Origin of the sequence: Stenotrophomonas sp., from assembly GCF_031995405.1 — a bacterium.
GTDB lineage: Bacteria > Pseudomonadota > Gammaproteobacteria > Xanthomonadales > Xanthomonadaceae > Stenotrophomonas.
Genome location: NZ_DAMAGC010000024.1, coordinates 1 through 15,100, shown reverse-complemented (window position 1 = coordinate 15,100; position 15,100 = coordinate 1). Strand labels below are relative to the sequence as shown.

The 15,100-nt window shown below is 62.0% G+C and carries 27 protein-coding genes and 1 pseudogene; all 28 read right to left on the bottom strand.

Translation table 11 applies throughout. The annotated features are described in order from the left end of the window. Nucleotides 1-345 precede the first annotated feature (345 nt). Nucleotides 346-732: a 50S ribosomal protein L17 gene (gene rplQ, locus RTO53_RS06320; protein ID WP_256776228.1), complete on the bottom strand. Its 387-nt coding sequence runs from the start codon at nucleotides 730-732 to the stop codon at nucleotides 346-348. 200 nt (nucleotides 733-932) lie between these two features. Then, nucleotides 933-1,931: a DNA-directed RNA polymerase subunit alpha gene (gene rpoA / locus RTO53_RS06315; protein WP_256776227.1), complete on the bottom strand. Its 999-nt coding sequence runs from the start codon at nucleotides 1,929-1,931 to the stop codon at nucleotides 933-935. 55 nt (nucleotides 1,932-1,986) lie between these two features. After that, entirely contained in the window at nucleotides 1,987-2,616 is a 630-nt protein-coding gene (gene rpsD, locus RTO53_RS06310) for a 30S ribosomal protein S4 (RefSeq protein WP_038690262.1), read from the bottom strand. 14 nt (nucleotides 2,617-2,630) lie between these two features. Then, complete coding sequence (gene rpsK / locus RTO53_RS06305; protein ID WP_017355427.1) at nucleotides 2,631-3,020, bottom strand: 30S ribosomal protein S11; 390 nt, start codon at nucleotides 3,018-3,020, stop codon at nucleotides 2,631-2,633. Between the two features lie 12 nt (nucleotides 3,021-3,032). Next, on the bottom strand, nucleotides 3,033-3,389 hold the full coding sequence (gene rpsM, locus RTO53_RS06300; RefSeq protein WP_019186163.1) for a 30S ribosomal protein S13: 357 nt from the start codon (nucleotides 3,387-3,389) through the stop codon (nucleotides 3,033-3,035). 348 nt (nucleotides 3,390-3,737) lie between these two features. After that, nucleotides 3,738-5,093, bottom strand: a complete 1,356-nt coding sequence (secY, locus tag RTO53_RS06295; protein WP_256776226.1) for a preprotein translocase subunit SecY — start codon at nucleotides 5,091-5,093, stop codon at nucleotides 3,738-3,740. Between the two features lie 3 nt (nucleotides 5,094-5,096). Then, nucleotides 5,097-5,540 carry a 50S ribosomal protein L15 gene (rplO, locus tag RTO53_RS06290; RefSeq protein ID WP_019186161.1) on the bottom strand — a complete coding sequence of 148 codons (444 nt, stop codon included), beginning with the start codon at nucleotides 5,538-5,540 and terminating at the stop codon, nucleotides 5,097-5,099. Between the two features lie 4 nt (nucleotides 5,541-5,544). Further along, on the bottom strand, nucleotides 5,545-5,736 hold the full coding sequence (rpmD, locus tag RTO53_RS06285) for a 50S ribosomal protein L30 (RefSeq protein WP_312236984.1): 192 nt from the start codon (nucleotides 5,734-5,736) through the stop codon (nucleotides 5,545-5,547). Continuing rightward, entirely contained in the window at nucleotides 5,729-6,271 is a 543-nt protein-coding gene (gene rpsE / locus RTO53_RS06280) for a 30S ribosomal protein S5 (RefSeq protein ID WP_312236983.1), read from the bottom strand. The genes rpmD and rpsE overlap by 8 nt, the downstream gene beginning before the upstream one ends. A gap of 158 nt (nucleotides 6,272-6,429) precedes the next feature. After that, a complete protein-coding gene (rplR, locus tag RTO53_RS06275) occupies nucleotides 6,430-6,789 on the bottom strand; it encodes a 50S ribosomal protein L18 (protein WP_256776223.1) in 360 nt (119 codons plus the stop codon). Between the two features lie 95 nt (nucleotides 6,790-6,884). Beyond that, nucleotides 6,885-7,412, bottom strand: a complete 528-nt coding sequence (rplF, locus tag RTO53_RS06270) for a 50S ribosomal protein L6 (protein WP_312236982.1) — start codon at nucleotides 7,410-7,412, stop codon at nucleotides 6,885-6,887. Nucleotides 7,413-7,430: 18 nt separating this feature from the next. After that, nucleotides 7,431-7,829, bottom strand: a complete 399-nt coding sequence (gene rpsH, locus RTO53_RS06265; RefSeq protein ID WP_019186156.1) for a 30S ribosomal protein S8 — start codon at nucleotides 7,827-7,829, stop codon at nucleotides 7,431-7,433. 236 nt (nucleotides 7,830-8,065) lie between these two features. Then, nucleotides 8,066-8,371, bottom strand: a complete 306-nt coding sequence (gene rpsN, locus RTO53_RS06260; RefSeq protein ID WP_256776220.1) for a 30S ribosomal protein S14 — start codon at nucleotides 8,369-8,371, stop codon at nucleotides 8,066-8,068. Nucleotides 8,372-8,389: 18 nt separating this feature from the next. After that, entirely contained in the window at nucleotides 8,390-8,932 is a 543-nt protein-coding gene (gene rplE, locus RTO53_RS06255) for a 50S ribosomal protein L5 (RefSeq protein WP_176990876.1), read from the bottom strand. 10 nt (nucleotides 8,933-8,942) lie between these two features. After that, on the bottom strand, nucleotides 8,943-9,260 hold the full coding sequence (gene rplX / locus RTO53_RS06250; protein WP_017355416.1) for a 50S ribosomal protein L24: 318 nt from the start codon (nucleotides 9,258-9,260) through the stop codon (nucleotides 8,943-8,945). A 16-nt stretch (nucleotides 9,261-9,276) separates the two neighbouring features. Next, on the bottom strand, nucleotides 9,277-9,645 hold the full coding sequence (gene rplN / locus RTO53_RS06245; RefSeq protein WP_038690286.1) for a 50S ribosomal protein L14: 369 nt from the start codon (nucleotides 9,643-9,645) through the stop codon (nucleotides 9,277-9,279). 13 nt (nucleotides 9,646-9,658) lie between these two features. Beyond that, nucleotides 9,659-9,928 (bottom strand): 30S ribosomal protein S17, encoded by a 270-nt coding sequence (rpsQ, locus tag RTO53_RS06240; protein WP_017355414.1) that lies wholly within the window; start codon nucleotides 9,926-9,928, stop codon nucleotides 9,659-9,661. A gap of 11 nt (nucleotides 9,929-9,939) precedes the next feature. Beyond that, nucleotides 9,940-10,125, bottom strand: coding sequence for a 50S ribosomal protein L29 (gene rpmC, locus RTO53_RS06235; RefSeq protein WP_017355413.1), 186 nt, complete (start codon nucleotides 10,123-10,125; stop codon nucleotides 9,940-9,942). Continuing rightward, nucleotides 10,125-10,538, bottom strand: coding sequence for a 50S ribosomal protein L16 (rplP, locus tag RTO53_RS06230; protein WP_068849463.1), 414 nt, complete (start codon nucleotides 10,536-10,538; stop codon nucleotides 10,125-10,127). Before rplP ends, rpmC begins: the two co-directional genes overlap by 1 nt. 5 nt (nucleotides 10,539-10,543) lie before the next feature. Then, nucleotides 10,544-11,275 carry a 30S ribosomal protein S3 gene (gene rpsC / locus RTO53_RS06225; RefSeq protein ID WP_312236981.1) on the bottom strand — a complete coding sequence of 244 codons (732 nt, stop codon included), beginning with the start codon at nucleotides 11,273-11,275 and terminating at the stop codon, nucleotides 10,544-10,546. 17 nt (nucleotides 11,276-11,292) lie between these two features. Then, nucleotides 11,293-11,628 carry a 50S ribosomal protein L22 gene (gene rplV, locus RTO53_RS06220; protein WP_017355410.1) on the bottom strand — a complete coding sequence of 112 codons (336 nt, stop codon included), beginning with the start codon at nucleotides 11,626-11,628 and terminating at the stop codon, nucleotides 11,293-11,295. Nucleotides 11,629-11,640: 12 nt separating this feature from the next. Beyond that, a complete protein-coding gene (gene rpsS, locus RTO53_RS06215) occupies nucleotides 11,641-11,910 on the bottom strand; it encodes a 30S ribosomal protein S19 (RefSeq protein ID WP_017355409.1) in 270 nt (89 codons plus the stop codon). A gap of 6 nt (nucleotides 11,911-11,916) precedes the next feature. Further along, nucleotides 11,917-12,744, bottom strand: a complete 828-nt coding sequence (gene rplB, locus RTO53_RS06210) for a 50S ribosomal protein L2 (protein ID WP_256776219.1) — start codon at nucleotides 12,742-12,744, stop codon at nucleotides 11,917-11,919. 10 nt (nucleotides 12,745-12,754) lie between these two features. After that, nucleotides 12,755-13,054, bottom strand: a complete 300-nt coding sequence (gene rplW / locus RTO53_RS06205; protein WP_312236980.1) for a 50S ribosomal protein L23 — start codon at nucleotides 13,052-13,054, stop codon at nucleotides 12,755-12,757. Next, entirely contained in the window at nucleotides 13,051-13,656 is a 606-nt protein-coding gene (rplD, locus tag RTO53_RS06200; RefSeq protein ID WP_128095571.1) for a 50S ribosomal protein L4, read from the bottom strand. Before rplD ends, rplW begins: the two co-directional genes overlap by 4 nt. A 12-nt stretch (nucleotides 13,657-13,668) precedes the next feature. Beyond that, complete coding sequence (rplC, locus tag RTO53_RS06195; protein ID WP_256776217.1) at nucleotides 13,669-14,319, bottom strand: 50S ribosomal protein L3; 651 nt, start codon at nucleotides 14,317-14,319, stop codon at nucleotides 13,669-13,671. An 11-nt stretch (nucleotides 14,320-14,330) separates the two neighbouring features. After that, complete coding sequence (gene rpsJ, locus RTO53_RS06190; RefSeq protein ID WP_010341589.1) at nucleotides 14,331-14,642, bottom strand: 30S ribosomal protein S10; 312 nt, start codon at nucleotides 14,640-14,642, stop codon at nucleotides 14,331-14,333. 333 nt (nucleotides 14,643-14,975) lie between these two features. Beyond that, nucleotides 14,976-15,100 (bottom strand): annotated as a pseudogene (gene tuf / locus RTO53_RS06185) (elongation factor Tu); the annotation flags it as partial.

Below are 15,100 nucleotides of genomic sequence, written 5' to 3'. Positions count from 1 at the left end.
TGGCGCGGATCAGGCCTTGCTGGGCCATCCCGTACAACCAATTTCCGTCAGCCCTTTCGGGTGAGGTAGTGCCTCTCTCTGTGCGGGTAGACACACCTTGCCGGCGCCGGTACGGGTGGGTTGGCGGGACCGTGTACGGCATGGATGCCGTACTCGAGCCCCCATGGACGGGTTCACGGCGTGTCCCGCCAACCCGCCCGTACCGGCGCCCTCGCAGTCGCCACAGACCCAGGCGCTTGCCGTTGCACCGACACTGGCACTGGCACTTGACGTTGCTCCCCCCAGAAACGGAAAAACCCGGCACAAGGCCGGGTTCTTCACCGAATTTCGGGTGTTGCGCGTCGATTATTCTTCGACGGCTTCAGCCACGGCAGCCGGACGATCCACCAGTTCCACGTAAGCCATCGGCGCGTTGTCGCCAGCGCGGAAACCGCACTTCAACAGACGCAGGTAGCCGCCCGGACGGTTCGCGTAACGCGGGCCCAGGATGGTGAACAGGTTGCCGACGGCTTCCTGGTCGCGCAGACGAGCGAACGCCAGACGACGGTTGGCGACGGAGTCGACCTTGGCCAGGGTGATCAGCGGCTCGGCGACGCGGCGCAGTTCCTTGGCCTTCGGCAGCGTGGTCTTGATCAGCTCGTGCTTGAACAGCGACGACGCCATGTTCTTGAACATCGCTTCGCGGTGGGCGCTGGTGCGGTTGAACTTGCGGCCGGACTTCATATGACGCATGGGAGTGATTCCTTGATTGAATGTTGGATCGGTTGGGTATCGCTGTCGCCTTCCTGGCGTTGTTGCTTGGACTGCGGTTGGTCCGATGCCGGCCCTCCTGGCCGACCGTCACCGCAGGCTATGGGCCTGTCGATGCGTCGTGTTGCGGTGAAGCCCCCGCACCCTAAGGTGCGGGGTCAAGCATCTTGCGTAGCGCTGGATCAGCCGAGCATGCCGTGCTGGGCGACACCGGCCGGCGGCCAGTTCTCCAGCTTCATGCCGAGCGAAAGCCCGCGCTGTGCGAGGACTTCCTTGATCTCGGTCAGCGACTTCTTGCCGAGGTTCGGGGTCTTGAGCAGCTCCACTTCGGTCTTCTGGATCAGATCGCCGATGTAGTAAATGCTCTCAGCCTTGAGGCAGTTGGCCGAACGCACGGTCAGTTCCAGATCGTCGATCGGGCGCAGCAGCACCGGATCCACGCCGTTGTTGGCCGGCTTGGCTGCACCGCGGTCGCGGTGGGTGAAGTCACCGAACACCGACAGCTGATCGCTGAGGATATCCGCGGCAGTGCGCACGGCTTCCTCGGCATCGATCGTGCCGTTGGTTTCGATGTCCAGCACCAGCTTGTCCAGATCGGTACGCTGCTCCACACGGGCCGCTTCCACCGAATAGGCGACGCGACGGACCGGCGAGAACGACGCGTCCAGGACCAGACGACCGATGGCACGGGTTTCTTCATCCGGACGACGGCGGGCTGCAGCCGGCTGGTAGCCGAAACCGCGCTCGACCTTCAGACGCATGTTGATCGCCACATCCTTGGTGAGATGGCAGATCACATGGGCCGGATTGAGGATCTCGGTGTTATGGTCGATCTTGATATCAGCAGCAGTAACGACACCCGGACCCTGCTTGGACAGCGACAGCGTAGCGTTGTCGCCGGTATGCATGCGGATGGCCACATCCTTCAGGTTGAGCAGGACTTCAAGCACGTCCTCCTGCAAGCCTTCAAGCGTGGTGTACTCGTGCAGGACGCCGTCGATTTCCACTTCCGTGATGGCGAAGCCCGGGATGGACGACAGCAGCACGCGACGCAGGGCATTGCCCAGCGTATGCCCGTAACCACGCTCCAAGGGTTCGATAACGACCTTGGCGCGGGTGTCGGTAAGGCGTTCGATCTGCGGACCGCGAGGACGCAGAACCTGGTTGGCGGTAACCGTCATGTTGCGGGTTCTCCTAGTGAATCCCCGGCCGTCGCCGGGGATTCTCCAATGTGAATTACTTCGAATACAACTCGACGATCAGCGCTTCGTTGATATCCGCAGGCAGGTCCGCACGATCCGGAACAGCCTTGAAGATGCCGGCGAACTTGCCGGAATCCACTTCAACCCACGACGGACGCAGGTCGTGCGTGGCAGACACGGTCAGGGCTTCCTGAACGCGCAACTGCTTGGCAGCCTTTTCGGACAGCGCGACAGCGTCGCCAGCCTTGACCTGGTACGAAGCCAGGTTGACCGACTTGCCGTTCACGGTGACACCGCGGTGCGAGACCAGCTGACGGGCAGCCGGACGGGTCACAGCGAAGCCCATGCGATAGACAACGTTGTCCAGGCGGGTTTCCAGCAGCTGCAGGAGGTTCTCGCCGGTGTTACCCTTCTTGGTCGAGGCCTTCTTGTAGTAGTTGCGGAACTGACGCTCCAGCAGACCGTAGATACGCTTGACCTTCTGCTTTTCACGCAGCTGGGTAGCGTAGTCGGACAGCTTGCCCTTGCGGGCAGTGGCGCCGTGCTGGCCGGGCTTCTGCTCCAGCTTGCACTTGGAGTCCAGCGCGCGCGCCGGGCTCTTGAGGGAAAGGTCGGCGCCTTCGCGGCGGGCGAGCTTACAGGTAGGACCGATATAACGAGCCATTTCTTATCGCTCCTTTAGACGCGACGCTTCTTCGGCGGACGGCACCCGTTGTGCGGGATAGGCGTCACGTCGATGATGTTGGTGATCTTGTAGCCCACGTTGTTCAGCGAGCGCACGGCCGACTCACGACCCGGACCCGGGCCCTTGATGCGGACTTCCAAGGACTTGACGCCGTAGTCGAGCGCGGCACGGCCGGCCTTCTCGGCAGCCACCTGGGCAGCGAACGGGGTGGACTTGCGCGAACCGCGGAAGCCAGCGCCACCGGAGGTCGCCCACGACAGAGCGTTGCCCTGGCGGTCGGTGATGGTCACGATGGTGTTGTTGAAAGAAGCGTGGACGTGGGCGACGCCGTCAGTGACGACGCGCTTGATCTTCTTCTTGGTCTTAGCGACGGGCTTAGCCATTTCTTAGGTCCCTTACTTCCTGATCGCCTTGCGCGGGCCCTTGCGGGTGCGGGCGTTGGTACGGGTGCGCTGGCCACGAAGCGGCAGGCCGCGACGGTGACGCAGACCGCGGTAGCAGCCCAGATCCATCAGGCGCTTGATCGCGATACCGATTTCACGGCGCAGATCGCCTTCCACGATGTACTTGCCGACTTCGAGACGCAGGCGCTCGATTTCCGGTTCGGACAGGTCGCGGATCTTGGTGGTCGAGGTAACGCCTGCGGCGTCGCAGACCTTCTTCGAACGGGTACGGCCGATGCCGTAAATGCTTTGCAACCCGACCCAGACGTGCTTCTGGGCTGGCAGGTTGACGCCTGCAATACGCGCCATGACGCGGTTCTCCAGCTGAGTGATGGCCGACAGCGCACCTTGGGCGCGCTAATCCGGCAGGATGGATCAAAAAAGTGAACTAGCGATTCTATCAAGGTCTCGGTGTACTTGGAAGCCCGTGGAACCTCAGAGGTTCCATGGACCCGGCGTGGGGAGTGTGCCCATGCTCCGGCGCCGGATGTCGTTGACTGCGGAGGTTGCCCTCTTCGTCGCCCGCGCTACTCCTGCGCGGGACCACCACATCACACCCCCACCCGAGACCGCTGCGGGGGCCGCCCTTCGATTTGGAAGGCCAGGTCCGGGAACCGGAGGGGCCTTCACAACAAGAAGAATAGTGTAACAGGCTTATCAGCCGCGAGCAAAACCGCCGCGGTTGCCGCCCTTCAGATTGGCCTTCTTCAGCAGGCTCTCGTACTGGTGCGACATCAGGTGCGCCTGGATCTGCGCGATGAAGTCCATCACCACCACCACCACGATCAGCAGCGAGGTGCCGCCGAAGTAGAACGAGGCGCCCAGCTGGGTACGCATGATTTCCGGCAGCAGGCAGACGATCACCAGGTACAGCGAGCCGGCGGCGGTCAGGCGGGTCAGCACGCCGTCGATGTAGTCGGCGGTGGCCTTGCCCGGACGGATGCCCGGAATCAGCGCGCCCGACTTCTTCAGGTTGTCGGCCGTTTCCTGCGAGTTGAACACCAGCGCGGTATAGAAGAACGCGAAACCGGTGATCAGCGCAGCGAACACGATCATGTGCAGCGGCTCGCCCGGGCCCAGCGCATTGGCCACCTTCTGCAGCCACGTGGCCGAACTGGCCTGGCCGGACCACATGGCCAGGGTCGTCGGGAACGCCAGGATGCTCGAGGCGAAGATGGCCGGAATCACGCCTGCCATGTTCAGCTTCAGCGGCAGGAACGAGGTCTGGTTCATGTACGCATTGCGACCGCCCTGGCGGCGCGCGTAGTTCACCGTGATCCGACGCTGGCCACGCTCGACGAACACCACGAAGTAGGTGAAGGCCAGCACCACCAGCACGATCAGCAGCAGCGAAATGAAGCTCATGTTGCCGTCGCGGTAGGCTTCCACGGTGTGGATGACCGCGCCCGGCAGACCGGCGACGATGCCGGCGAAGATGATCAGCGAGACGCCGTTGCCGATGCCACGCTCGGTGACCTGCTCGCCAACCCACATCAGGAAGATCGTACCGGCGGTCAGCGCGACGATGGCGGTGAGCACGAAGCCCATGCCCGGTGCGTACACGACCGGCGCGCCGCTCGGCGACAGCTGGTTCTGCAGCGCCAGCGCGATGCTGCCGCCCTGCACCACGGCCAGCAACACGGCCCCGATGCGGGAATATTGGGTGATCTTGCGACGGCCCGACTCACCTTCCTTCTGCATTGCCTTCAATGCCGGGAAGATATGGACCGCCAGCTGCATCACGATGGACGCCGAAATGTACGGCATCACGTTCAGCGCGAAAATGCTGAAACGGTGCAGGGCGCCGCCCGAGAACATGTTGAACATGTCCACGATGCCGCCGCCCTGCGCCTGCATGAGCGCAAGCATGGCATCGGGATTCACGCCCGGCACCGGCACATAACAGCCGATGCGATAGACGATCAACGCCCCGATGACGAACAGCAGACGCTGACGAAGTTCCGTGAACTTGCCGAGCCCGCCGCCGAGGTTACCAATGCCAGCTTGCGCCATGTCTTACTCCTGTACGCTGCCGCCGGCAGCTTCGATCGCGGCCTTGGCACTGGCCGTTGCAGCGACGCCCTTCAGGGTGAACGCCTTGGTCAGGTCGCCCTTCATGACGATCTTGGCCCGCTTCGCGGTGCTCGGGACCAGCTTGGCAGCGCGCAGCGCGGCGAAGTCGATCTCGCCCGCTTCCAGGCGTTCCAGCTGGTAGGACAGCACTTCAGCGGTGTCCTTGGCGATCTTGGAACGGAAACCGACCTTCGGCAGACGACGCTGCATGGGGGTCTGGCCGCCTTCGAAGCCTGCCTTGATCTTGCCGCCACCCTTACGGGCAAACGAACCCTTGTGGCCGCGGCCGCAGGTCTTGCCCAGGCCGGAGCCGATACCACGACCGACGCGGGTACGCTCTTTGCGAGCGCCCGGTGCCGGGCTCAGTTCATTCAGATGCATGGTCATTGGATTATTCCTCAACCTTGACGAGGTAGTGGACCTTGTTGATCAGACCGCGAACCTGCGGGCTGTCCTTCAGTTCACGGACATCGTTGAGCTTGCTCAGACCCAGGGCACGCACCGACAGGCGGTGACGCGACTGGGCACCACGGAGGCCGCGCACCAGGCGGACCTTGACGGTCTTGATGGTTTCATTAGCCATGGTTGAGATCCTCTACCTTCTTGCCGCGCTTGGCTGCAATGCGAGCCGGCGACTGCATTTCGCTCAGGCCCTTCAACGTGGCGCGAACCAGGTTGATCGGGTTGCGCGAACCGACGGCCTTGGCCAGCACGTTCTTGACGCCAACGGCTTCCAGGACGGCGCGCATGGCACCACCGGCGATGACACCGGTACCTTCGGAGGCCGGCATCATGAACACGCGGGCTGCGCCATGGCCGGACTTCACCGCATGCCACAGGGTGCCGTTGTTCAGATCGACGTCGGCCAGGTTCTTGCGAGCCTGCTCCATCGACTTCTGGATGGCGACCGGCACTTCACGCGCCTTGCCATAACCGAAACCGACCTTGCCTGCGCCGTCACCGACCACGGTCAGTGCGGTGAAGGTGAACTGGCGACCGCCCTTGACGGTCTTGCTGACGCGGTTGACCGCGACCAGCTTCTCGATCATGCCGTCGTCGACTTTCTCTTCGCGGTTACGGTCGCGATCGCGACCCCGCTGCTGACGTTCTTCTGCCATGTTGATTCCTTGATTGATTGAGTATGTACGGCTCAGGGCCGCTTATAGCTGTGAAGTGGTGCGGTGAACCGATCGCCCCTGCAGAAGAAGGACGTCGTCCGGCGCAACCCGCGCCGGCAGGCGGGTGGAAGCAGGGCTGGGCCCTGCCCCCGAATCCCTTAGAACTGCAGGCCGCCTTCGCGGGCTGCGTCGGCCAGTGCCTTGATGCGGCCGTGGTAGCGGTAGCCCGAGCGGTCGAAAGCGACCTTCTCGATGCCCGCAGCCTTGGCGCGCTCGGCGACCAGCTTGCCGACCTTGGTGGCGGCGTCGCTGTTCTTGCCGTTCTTCAGGCCTTCCTTGACGTCGGCCTGGGTGGTGTTGGCAGCAGCCAGCACCTTGGAGCCATCGGCGGTGAAGACCTGGGCGTACAGGTGCTGACCGGTGCGCAGCACCGACAGACGCGGCACGCCGAGAACGCGGATGTGTGCACGGGTCGACTTGGCGCGACGCAGGCGGGCGATGTTCTTGTTGATGCTCATGATTTGAGTTCCTTGAAAGCTGAAGTGAAGCGGGCTTTTGCTTTGAGACGCCCGACCGGTGATGGCCAGGCGTCCGTGGAAGTTCCCGCGCCTGATTAGGCCTTCTTGGCTTCCTTACGAATGATGACTTCGCCGGCGTACTTCACACCCTTGCCCTTGTAGGGCTCCGGCGGACGGAAGCCACGGATCTTGGCGGCCACTTCACCAACGCGCTGCTTGTCGGTGCCCTGGACCAGAACTTCGGTCTGGGTCGGGGTCGAGAGGGTGATGCCTTCCGGCGCCACGAACACGACCGGGTGCGAGAACCCGAGCGACAGGTTCAGGTCCTTGCCCTGCATGGCGGCACGGTAACCGACGCCGACCAGCTGGAGCTTGCGCTCGAAGCCTTCGGTGACGCCGTGGACCATGTTGGCCAGGATCGCGCGCACGGTGCCGGTGAGGGCAAGCAGGCTCGGATCGTTGGCGGCCAGGTTGGCGACGCCGTTTTCGATGGTGATTTCAACGCCAGCAACCTTGGGCAGCGACAGGGTGCCCTTCGGGCCCTTCACGCTGACGGATTCCGGCTGGATGTTCAGTTCAACGCCCTTGGGCAGGTTGACCGGCTTCTTGGCTACGCGGGACATAGTTGGTTCCTTTTCGCCTTAGGCCACGAAGCACAGGACTTCGCCGCCGACGCCCAACTGGCGCGCCTGCGCATCAGTCATGATGCCCTTGGAGGTCGAAATGATGGAGATACCCAGGCCGTTGAGGACCTTCGGCAGCTCGGACTTGCCACGGTACTGGCGCAGACCCGAACGCGAGAAGCGCTTCAGGGTCTCGATGACCGGCTTGCCCTCGAAGTACTTCAGGACGATTTCAAGCTCGGCCTTGTTGTTCTCGATCTTGGTCACGCGCAGGTCGGTGATGTAGCCTTCGGCCTTCAACACTTCTGCGATTGCAACCTTGATCTTGGACGACGGTGCTTTCACCGTCTGCTTGCCAACCGCGGCCGCATTCTTGATGCGTACCAGCAGGTCGGCGATGGGATCAGTCATGCTCATAGTCGATACCTTTGAGTGCACCGATATCCGCTTTCGCGAAAATCTTGCTGTGTTCCTGGGATGGGCCAGTACCCTTCACGCGCTGCTCACGCCTTGCGAGCAGGCAAGACGCGGGAGTATACGGCAAAAAGAGCCCGACTTGCGTCGGACTCTTCAATTGGGGACAAACCTGAACAACCGGTCGATCCCCCTGCCCCGCACCCAGGGGGTGCGAGGCAGGTTCAGGGAGCAATCCCTTACCAGCTGGCCTTGCGCAGGCCCGGCACATCGCCACGCATGGTGGCTTCGCGCAGCTTGTTGCGGCCGAGGCCGAACTTGCTGTAGACGCCACGCGGGCGGCCGGACAGTTCGCAACGGTTGCGGTGGCGGCTCGGCGACGAATCGCGCGGCAGCTTCTGCAACTTGACGACAGCGTCGGCCTTTTCGTCGTACGAAGCGGTCGTGCTGGAGATGATCTTCTTCAGCTCTTCACGCTTACCAGCGAACTTGACGGCCAGCTTGGCGCGCTTCAGATCGCGGTTGACCATGGAGGTCTTTGCCATATCGGATTCCTCGACGTATCAGTTACGGAACGGGAACTTGAACGCTGCAAGCAGCGCCTTCGCTTCCGCATCGGTCTTGGCGGTGGTGGTGATGGCGATATCCATGCCGCGGATCGCGTCGACAGCGTCGAAGTCGATTTCCGGGAAGATGATCTGTTCCTTCACACCCATGTTGAAGTTGCCACGACCGTCGAAGGAACGACCCGAGACACCACGGAAGTCGCGCACGCGCGGCAGCGAGATGTTGATCAGGCGATCCATGAACTCATACATCTTTTCGCGACGCAGCGTGGTCTTGCAGCCGATCGGCCAACCATCGCGGATCTTGAACGAAGCCACCGAGACGCGGGACTTGGTCACGATCGGCTTCTGGCCGGAGACCTTGGCCATGTCGGCGACGGCGTTTTCCAGGATCTTCTTGTTCGTGGCTGCTTCGCCGACACCCATGTTAAGGGTGACCTTGACCAGCTTCGGAACCTGCATCGGATTGGTGTAGCCGAACTGCTTCATCAGCGCCGGCACCACTTCTTCCTTGTAGAACTTTTCGAGACGGGTATTCATCAGCGCATCCTCAGGCGTCGAGCGCCTCACCGCTGGAGCGGAACACACGCAGTTTGCGTCCATCCTCCAGCACCTTGAAACCAACGCGTTCGCCCTTGCCGGAAGCCGGGTTCAGCACATTCACGTTGGAGATATGGATCGACGCTTCACGCTCGACCACGCCGCCGGCAACGCCTGCCTGCGGGTTCGGCTTGGTGTGGCGCTTGACGATGTTCACGTTGGCGACGATCACACGATCGCCGTCGACGCGGACGACTTCGCCCTGCTTGCCCTTGTCCTTGCCGGTGTTGACGACGACCTGGTCGCCCTTCTTGATACGGTTAGCCATGATTATCTCCTGTCGCTCACAGCACTTCGGGAGCGAGCGAGACGATCTTCATGAACTTCTCGGTACGAAGTTCACGCGTCACCGGTCCGAAGATGCGGGTGCCGATCGGCTCTTGCTTGTTGTTGAGCAGGACCGCAGCGTTGGCGTCGAAACGGATCAGCGAACCGTCGGCGCGACGCACACCCTTGCGGGTACGCACCACGACGGCGTCGAACACTTCACCCTTCTTGACCTTGCCACGCGGAATTGCATCCTTCACGGTGACCTTGATGATGTCACCGATGTGGGCGTAGCGACGCTTGGAGCCGCCCAGCACCTTGATGCACATCACTTCCTTGGCACCGGAATTGTCCGCGACCTCGAGGTAGCTCTGCATCTGGATCATGATTCAGATCTCCTTATTCAGCCGCACGCGTGATGACTTCCACCACGCGCCAGTTCTTGGTCTTGGACATCGGAGCAATTTCGGTCACGCGGACGACATCGCCTTCGTTGCAGGCGTTGTCGGCGTCGTGTGCGTGGAGCTTGGTCGAACGCTTGATGTACTTGCCGTACAGGGCGTGCTTGACCAGGCGTTCCACCAACACGGTGACCGTCTTGTCCATCTTGTTGCTGACGACACGGCCTTCGACCGTGCGCAGCGTCTTGTTTTCAGTATTGTCGCTCATCGCGGCCATCCTTACTTGGTGCTGCCGAGCAGGGTCTTGACGCGAGCAATCTCGCGGCGGACCCGGCGGGTTTCGTGAGTCTTCGGCAGCTGGCCGGTAACCTGCTGCATGCGGAGCGAGAACTGCTCCTTACGCAGATCGGTCAGGTGGGCCTTCAGATCGTCAGCCGACTTTTCGCGAAGTTGTTTGATATCCATTACATCACCGTCCGGGTCACGAAGGTGGTGGTCACGGAGAGCTTGGCGGCCGCCAGGCGGAACGCCTCGCGAGCCACGTCTTCACCCACACCTTCAATTTCATAGATCATGCGGCCGGGCTGGATCTGGGCGACCCAGTACTCCACGTTGCCCTTACCAGAACCCATTCGGACTTCGATGGGCTTCTTGGTGATCGGCTTGTCGGGGAACACTCGGATCCACATCTTGCCACCGCGCTTGACGTAGCGGCTGATCGAGCGGCGGGCCGCTTCGATCTGACGCGCGGTCAGCTGACCGTGGGCGGTTGCCTTCAGGCCGTACTCGCCGAAGCTGACAGCATTGGCGCTCCAGCTCAGGCCATCGTTACGGCCCTTGTGTACCTTGCGGTACTTGGTTCGCTTGGGTTGCAACATTGTCGTTACCTCGCTTCACGGGCCGGGCGCTGACGGTCACCACGGTCGCCGCGATCGTTACGATCGTTGCGCGGGGAATCGTCCTGCTTTTCCTGGCCAACCTGGGAGAAATCGAAAACCTCGCCCTTGTAGATCCAGACCTTGACGCCGATGAGGCCGTAGTTCGTCTTGGCTTCAGCGAAGCCATAGTCGATGTCGGCACGCAGCGTGTGCAGCGGCACGCGGCCTTCGCGGTACCACTCCGAACGGGCGATTTCAGCACCGTTCAAGCGGCCACCGACGTTGACCTTGATGCCCAGGGCACCGAGGCGCATCGCGTTGCCGACCGAGCGCTTCATTGCACGGCGGAACATGATGCGACGCTCCAGCTGCTGCGCGATCGACTCGGCAACCAGCTGCGCGTCCAGCTCGGGCTTGCGCACTTCGGTGACGTTGATGTGCGCCGGGACGCCCATCATCTCGCTCACTTCCTTGCGCAGCTTTTCGATGTCCTCACCGCGCTTGCCGATCACCACGCCCGGACGGGCGGTGTGGATCGTCACGCGAGCGGTCTTTGCCGGACGCTCGATAAGGATCTTGCTGATGCCGGCCTGCGCAAGCTTCTTGCGCAGCATTTCCCGCACCTTCAGGTCGGCTGCCAGATAACCAGCGAACTCGGCCTTGTTGGCGTACCACTTGGAGTTCCAGTCCTTGGAAATGCCGAGGCGGATACCAATCGGATGAACTTTATGACCCATGGTGTTTTCCTTTCCGCTTACTTGCCGGCGCCCACAACCACAGTGATGTGGCTGGTGCGCTTGAGGATGCGGGTGCCGCGGCCTTTCGCCCGCGCCATGAAACGCTTCAGGGTCGGACCTTCATCTACCATGATGGTCTGAACCTTCAGCTCGTCGACGTCGGCGCCCTGGTTGTTTTCGGCATTTGCGATAGCCGACTCCACCACCTTCTTGATCAGGTGGGCAGCCTTCTTATCCGAAAACTTCAGCAGGTTGACCGCACGCTCGGCCGGCAGGCCACGCACCTGGTCTGCGACCAGGCGGGCTTTCTGCGCAGAGATGCGCGCGGAGCGCAGGATTGCTTTCGCTTCCATTGTCATCTCTCCTTACTTGCCCGACTTCTTGTCACCACCGTGACCCTTGAAGGTCCGGGTGATGGCAAATTCGCCGAGCTTGTGGCCGACCATGTTCTCGTTGACGAGCACCGGGACGTGGTTCTTGCCGTTATGAACGGCGATGGTGATGCCTACCATTTCCGGCAGGATCATCGAACGGCGCGACCAGGTCTTGATCGGCTTCTTGCTACCCGCAGCGGCCTCCACCTTCTTGACGAGGTGGTGATCGACGAACGGGCCCTTCTTGAGTGAACGTGCCATGGTCGATTAGCCCCTACGATCGCGGACGATGAATTGCTGGGTGCGCTTGTTCTTGCGCGTCTTGTAACCCTTGGTCGGAACACCCCACGGGGTGACCGGATGCGGATTACCCTGGCCGGCCTTCGCCTCACCACCACCGTGCGGATGGTCAACCGGGTTCATGGCAGCACCACGAACGGTCGGGCGAACACCACGCCAGCGCTTGGCGCCAGCCTTGCCCAGCTTTTCCAGGTTGTGCTCGTCGTTACCGACTTCACCGATGGTGGCGCGGCACTCGACCGGCACCTTGCGCATTTCACCCGAGCGCAGGCGCAGGGTGGCGTAGATGCCTTCACGAGCGACGAGCTGCACGGCGGCGCCGGCGGCACGTGCGATCTGGGCACCCTTGCCCGGCTTCAGTTCGATGCCGTGGACAGTGGTACCGACCGGGATGTTGCGCAGCGGCAGGGTGTTGCCCGCCTTGATCGGCGCGTCCGAGCCCGCGATCACCTGGTCACCGGCCTTCAGGCCCTTCGGTGCGATGATGTAGCGGCGCTCGCCGTCGACGTAGCACAGCAGGGCGATATGGGCGGTGCGGTTCGGATCGTATTCGATGCGTTCCACGCGCGCCGGAATGCCTTCCTTGTTGCGCTTGAAGTCGATGACGCGGTAATGCTGCTTGTGACCACCACCAACGTGACGGGTGGTGATGCGACCGTGGTGGTTACGACCACCGGACTTGCTCTGCGGCTCCAGCAACGCTGCGTGCGGTGCGCCCTTGTGCAGATCGGGCGTAACCACGCGCACGGCCGAACGGCGGCCGGGGGAAGTGGGCTTGAATTTCATCAATGGCATGGGATGTACCTCAGGCCTTGGCCGTTACATCGATGGACTGGCCATCGGCGAGACGCACGTATGCCTTGCGCCAATCGCCGCGACGGCCGGTGCGGTTACGGAAGGACTTGTTCTTGCCCTTCACGTTCAGCACGTTGACCGACTCGACCTTGACGGCGAACAGCTGCTCTACCGCGGCCTTTACATCGGCCTTGGTCGCTTCGTTCGACACTTCAAAGACATACTGGTTGGAATGTTCCTGCAGGCGCGCGGTCTTTTCGGAGACTCGCGGAGCGCGCAGCACGCTGAAGATTTTCTCGTTGGCGCTCATGCCAGCCACTCCTCGACCTTCTTGACCGCGTCAGCGGTGATGACGACCGTGTCGGCACCGACCAGCGACACCGGGTCCAGACCCTGGACGTCACGCACTTCCACGTAGGGAATGTTGCGCGCCGACAGGTACAGGTGCTCGGAGGCATCTTCGGTGACGATCAGCGGGCGCTTGCCCACTTCCAGGCCGGCCAGCTTGGCGATCAACGACTTGGTGTTGGTCGCTTCGACATCGAAGGACTCCACGATCGTCAAACGGCCCTGACGGTTCAGCTCGGACAGGATCGCGCACATGGCTGCACGGTACTGCTTGCGATTGACCTTCTGCTCGAAGCTGCGCGGCTTGGCCGCGAAGGTGACACCACCACCGACGAAGATCGGAGCCGTCAGTGCGCCATGACGCGCGCCGCCGCCCTTCTGCTTCTTCGACTTCTTGGTGGTACCAGCCACTTCAGAGCGAGTCTTCTGCGCCTTGGTACCGGCGCGACCGGCGTTGCGGTAAGCAACGACGACCTGGTGAACCAGATCTTCGCTGAAATCGCGGCCGAACACGGCATCGGAGACCGAGACCTTGTTGTTGCTACCCGTGATAACGAGTTCCATCGTCATCTCTCCTTATGCCTTGCTAGCCGGACGAACGATCACGTCACCACCCGCTGCGCCCGGAACGGCACCACGGATTGCGATCAGACCACGTTCGACATCGACCTTCACCACTTCAAGGTTCTGGGTGCTCTGCTGCACCGAACCCATGTGGCCGGACATCTTCTTACCCGGGAAAACGCGACCCGGGGTCTGGCGCTGGCCCAAGGAACCCGGCGCGCGATGCGACAGCGAGTTACCGTGGGTTGCATCGCCCATACGGAAGTTGTAGCGCTTGATGGTGCCCTGGAAGCCCTTACCCTTGGTGACACCCTGGACGTCGACCTTCTGGCCAACTTCAAAGATGTCCGCCTTGACTTCGCCGCCGACGGCGAAATCGCCGAGCTGCGCGTCTTCAACGCGGAATTCCCACAGGCCACGGCCGGCTTCGACCTTCGCCTTGGCGAAGTGACCGGATTCGGGCTTGTTGACCAGGGCAGCGCGACGCGCGCCGACGGTCACCTGCACGGCGCTGTAGCCGTCAGCTTCGACGGTCTTGATCTGCGCGATGCGGTTCGGGGTGGCTTCAATCAGGGTTACCGGGATGGCCTGGCCATCTTCGGTGAACACGCGGCTCATGCCAGCCTTGCGGCCCACGAAGCCCAACGAATATTTCTTCGTCATGGTCGTAGTCCTCAGGTCAGCTTGATCTGAACGTCGACGCCGGCAGCCAGTTCGAGCTTCATCAGCGCGTCCACGGTCTTGTCGTTCGGGTCAACGATATCGAGCACGCGCTTATGCGTGCGGGTCTCGTACTGGTCACGCGCGTCCTTGTCGACGTGCGGGGAAACGAGAATGGTGTAACGCTCGATCTTGGTCGGCAGCGGGATCGGGCCACGCACTTGCGCGCCGGTCCGCTTTGCCGTTTCTACGATCTCGCTGGCCGAACGGTCGATCAGACGATGATCGAACGCCTTCAGCCGAATCCGGATCTTTTGGTCCGCCATGACGGTGGGTTCCTTCGTTAAAAGAGCGACGGACAAGGCCTCTGGGTTGCCTTGTCCCATGAATATCCTGAATGCAGACGCCGCACATTCCCGTGCGGCGACAAGATCTTTCCGTAGACCTCAAAAATCGAGGCAGACCGGTCTCCCGATCTGCCCAGACAAAAAGTATAGCGCGCATACAACGCGGCGGTCAACAGGGGACCTGTTGACACTGCCTGAATGGCGCGACCCTTCCTGGTCTGGGGAACACGAGGAGCTTCCTGCGCCTCTTTTCCCGTTTGGTTCCGCCCCGATGCCCTACCCAGGCAACATCGGGGCGAAGATTCTAGCAGATTACTTGAGGATCTTGGAGACCACGCCGGCGCCGACGGTACGACCGCCTTCACGAATCGCGAAGCGCAGGCCTTCGTCCATGGCGACCGGGTTGATCAGGGTGACAACCATCTTCACGTTGTCGC

Excerpts from the sequence above, each read along its gene's own strand:
- rplQ (WP_256776228.1), bottom strand. The coding sequence starts at position 732 with ATGCGTCATATGAAGTCCGGCCGCAAGTTCAACCGCACCAGCGCCCAC.
- rpoA (WP_256776227.1), bottom strand. The coding sequence starts at position 1,931 with ATGACGGTTACCGCCAACCAGGTTCTGCGTCCTCGCGGTCCGCAGATC.
- rpsD (WP_038690262.1), bottom strand. The coding sequence starts at position 2,616 with ATGGCTCGTTATATCGGTCCTACCTGTAAGCTCGCCCGCCGCGAAGGC.
- rpsK (WP_017355427.1), bottom strand. The coding sequence starts at position 3,020 with ATGGCTAAGCCCGTCGCTAAGACCAAGAAGAAGATCAAGCGCGTCGTC.
- rpsM (WP_019186163.1), bottom strand. The coding sequence starts at position 3,389 with ATGGCGCGTATTGCAGGCGTCAACCTGCCAGCCCAGAAGCACGTCTGG.
- secY (WP_256776226.1), bottom strand. The coding sequence starts at position 5,093 with ATGGCGCAAGCTGGCATTGGTAACCTCGGCGGCGGGCTCGGCAAGTTC.
- rplO (WP_019186161.1), bottom strand. The coding sequence starts at position 5,540 with ATGACCATGCATCTGAATGAACTGAGCCCGGCACCGGGCGCTCGCAAA.
- rpmD (WP_312236984.1), bottom strand. The coding sequence starts at position 5,736 with ATGGCTAATGAAACCATCAAGACCGTCAAGGTCCGCCTGGTGCGCGGC.
- rpsE (WP_312236983.1), bottom strand. The coding sequence starts at position 6,271 with ATGGCAGAAGAACGTCAGCAGCGGGGTCGCGATCGCGACCGTAACCGC.
- rplR (WP_256776223.1), bottom strand. The coding sequence starts at position 6,789 with ATGAGCATCAACAAGAACATCGCCCGCCTGCGTCGCGCCAAGTCGACC.
- rplF (WP_312236982.1), bottom strand. The coding sequence starts at position 7,412 with ATGTCCCGCGTAGCCAAGAAGCCGGTCAACCTGCCCAAGGGCGTTGAA.
- rpsH (WP_019186156.1), bottom strand. The coding sequence starts at position 7,829 with ATGAGCATGACTGATCCCATCGCCGACCTGCTGGTACGCATCAAGAAT.
- rpsN (WP_256776220.1), bottom strand. The coding sequence starts at position 8,371 with ATGGCAAAGACCTCCATGGTCAACCGCGATCTGAAGCGCGCCAAGCTG.
- rplE (WP_176990876.1), bottom strand. The coding sequence starts at position 8,932 with ATGAATACCCGTCTCGAAAAGTTCTACAAGGAAGAAGTGGTGCCGGCG.
- rplX (WP_017355416.1), bottom strand. The coding sequence starts at position 9,260 with ATGGCTAACCGTATCAAGAAGGGCGACCAGGTCGTCGTCAACACCGGC.
- rplN (WP_038690286.1), bottom strand. The coding sequence starts at position 9,645 with ATGATCCAGATGCAGAGCTACCTCGAGGTCGCGGACAATTCCGGTGCC.
- rpsQ (WP_017355414.1), bottom strand. The coding sequence starts at position 9,928 with ATGAGCGACAATACTGAAAACAAGACGCTGCGCACGGTCGAAGGCCGT.
- rpmC (WP_017355413.1), bottom strand. The coding sequence starts at position 10,125 with ATGGATATCAAACAACTTCGCGAAAAGTCGGCTGACGATCTGAAGGCC.
- rplP (WP_068849463.1), bottom strand. The coding sequence starts at position 10,538 with ATGTTGCAACCCAAGCGAACCAAGTACCGCAAGGTACACAAGGGCCGT.
- rpsC (WP_312236981.1), bottom strand. The coding sequence starts at position 11,275 with ATGGGTCATAAAGTTCATCCGATTGGTATCCGCCTCGGCATTTCCAAG.
- rplV (WP_017355410.1), bottom strand. The coding sequence starts at position 11,628 with ATGGAAGCGAAAGCAATCCTGCGCTCCGCGCGCATCTCTGCGCAGAAA.
- rpsS (WP_017355409.1), bottom strand. The coding sequence starts at position 11,910 with ATGGCACGTTCACTCAAGAAGGGCCCGTTCGTCGATCACCACCTCGTC.
- rplB (WP_256776219.1), bottom strand. The coding sequence starts at position 12,744 with ATGCCATTGATGAAATTCAAGCCCACTTCCCCCGGCCGCCGTTCGGCC.
- rplW (WP_312236980.1), bottom strand. The coding sequence starts at position 13,054 with ATGAGCGCCAACGAGAAAATCTTCAGCGTGCTGCGCGCTCCGCGAGTC.
- rplD (WP_128095571.1), bottom strand. The coding sequence starts at position 13,656 with ATGGAACTCGTTATCACGGGTAGCAACAACAAGGTCTCGGTCTCCGAT.
- rplC (WP_256776217.1), bottom strand. The coding sequence starts at position 14,319 with ATGACGAAGAAATATTCGTTGGGCTTCGTGGGCCGCAAGGCTGGCATG.
- rpsJ (WP_010341589.1), bottom strand. The coding sequence starts at position 14,642 with ATGGCGGACCAAAAGATCCGGATTCGGCTGAAGGCGTTCGATCATCGT.